At 46.4% G+C, this 2,315-nt stretch carries 2 protein-coding genes; one reads left to right on the plus strand and one right to left on the minus strand.

The annotated features are described in order from the left end of the window. Positions 1-1,649 (plus strand): tRNA uridine-5-carboxymethylaminomethyl(34) synthesis enzyme MnmG (mnmG, locus tag GMD4S_RS11890; RefSeq protein WP_000585576.1); only part of this gene is annotated, 1,649 nt, incomplete at its 5' end. A 37-nt stretch (positions 1,650-1,686) separates the two neighbouring features. Here mnmG and GMD4S_RS11895 read toward each other — a convergent pair. Continuing rightward, positions 1,687-2,315 (minus strand): MBL fold metallo-hydrolase RNA specificity domain-containing protein (locus GMD4S_RS11895; protein ID WP_000518552.1); only part of this gene is annotated, 629 nt, incomplete at its 5' end.

Consider the following 2,315-nt stretch of genomic DNA (forward strand, 5'->3'; position numbering starts at 1 on the left):
GGAAAGGTCCAGCTGTCCGTGCCCTTCGTGCGCAGGCTGACAAGGAGCTTTACTCTAAGGAGATGCGCAAGACAGTTGAAAATCAAGAAAATCTCACCCTTCGTCAAACCATGATTGATGAAATTTTGGTGGAAGATGGCAAGGTTGTCGGTGTGCGTACAGCTACCCATCAAGAGTATGGAGCAAAAGCGGTTATTGTAACCACAGGAACAGCCCTCCGTGGGGAAATCATCATCGGAGACCTCAAGTACTCATCAGGTCCTAATCACAGTCTTGCTTCTATTAACCTAGCTGATAATCTCAAGGAATTGGGCCTCGAAATCGGTCGTTTCAAGACAGGAACCCCTCCACGTGTCAAGGCTTCCTCTATCAACTACGATGTGACAGAGATTCAGCCAGGAGATGAAGCACCAAATCACTTCTCATATACTTCACGTGATGAGGACTATGTCAAGGATCAAGTGCCATGCTGGTTGACCTATACCAATGGTACCAGTCATGAAATTATCCAAAATAACCTCCATCGTGCGCCTATGTTTACAGGTGTGGTCAAGGGAGTGGGACCTCGTTACTGTCCGTCAATTGAGGACAAGATTGTGCGCTTTGCGGACAAGGAACGCCACCAACTTTTCCTTGAGCCAGAAGGGCGCAATACAGAGGAAGTTTATGTTCAAGGTCTATCAACCAGTCTGCCAGAGGATGTACAGCGTGACTTGGTTCATTCTATCAAAGGTCTGGAAAATGCAGAGATGATGCGAACAGGTTATGCCATTGAGTACGACATGGTCTTGCCACACCAGTTGCGTGCGACTTTGGAAACCAAGAAAATCTCAGGACTCTTTACTGCTGGTCAGACAAATGGAACGTCAGGTTACGAAGAAGCTGCTGGCCAAGGGATTATCGCTGGTATCAATGCGGCTCTAAAAATCCAAGGCAAGCCTGAATTGATTTTGAAGCGCAGTGACGGCTATATCGGGGTCATGATTGACGACTTGGTGACCAAGGGAACTATTGAACCCTATCGTCTCTTGACCAGTCGTGCTGAATACCGTCTCATCCTCCGTCATGACAATGCTGATATGCGTTTGACTGAGATGGGTCGTGAGATTGGTCTCGTTGATGATGAACGCTGGGCCCGTTTTGAGATTAAGAAAAATCAATTTGACAATGAGATGAAACGCCTAGACAGCATCAAACTCAAGCCAGTCAAGGAAACGAACGCTAAGGTTGAAGCGATGGGATTCAAGCCGCTGACAGATGCAGTGACAGCCAAGGAATTCCTTCGCCGTCCAGAAGTCTCTTACCAAGATGTGGTGGCCTTTATCGGACCAGCTGCAGAGGACTTGGATGACAAGGTCATTGAATTGATTGAAACAGAGATCAAGTACGAGGGTTATATTTCCAAAGCCATGGATCAGGTTGCCAAGATGAAACGCATGGAAGAAAAACGCATTCCAGCCAATATCGACTGGGATGACATTGACTCGATCGCAACAGAAGCCCGTCAGAAGTTCAAACTCATCAATCCAGAAACCATCGGCCAAGCCAGCCGTATTTCGGGAGTAAATCCAGCAGATATTTCTATTTTGATGGTCTATCTTGAAGGTAAAAATCGTAGTATTTCTAAGAATCAAGAAAAGAAAGCATAGAGAAAAACAGCTCCGAAGACGGGGCTGTTTTGTTGCTTTATTCTTCATCTGGTGTGAGGATCATCGGAATGATGATCGGTTCACGTTCTGTATTTTCATAGAGGAATGGTCGAATGGCGTTGACAATAGCACCATTGACAGATTGGATGCTAGCATCTTTGTTTTTCAATGCGATACGAATGGCATTGAAGAGGATGCGCTGACTTTGACGAATCAAGTCGCCAGACTCTCTCATGTAGACAAAGCCTCGACTGAGGATGTCTGGACCAGACAGAATCATCTGCGATTTGAAGTCAACAGTTGCGACTGCAAGTACGACACCGTCTTCGGATAGATCTCTACGGTCTTTGAGGACGGCTGCACCGATTTCGCCGATACGATTTCCATCGACATAGATGTCTTGGGCATTGAAATGACCTGCGATACGAGCTGAGTTAGCAGTAAGGGCAAGCACGTCACCATTGCTCATGATAAAGATATTGTCCTTCTCGACACCAGTATCCACCGCTAGTCCAGCGTGGACTTTTTGCATGCGGTATTCACCATGGACAGGCATGAAGTATTTTGGCTTAATCAAACGGAGCATGAGTTTTTGCTCTTGCTGACCACCGTGTCCAGAGGTGTGGATATTGTTAATCTTTCCGTGGATGACTTCGACACCAGCTT

Source organism: Streptococcus sp. GMD4S (genome assembly GCF_000296955.1).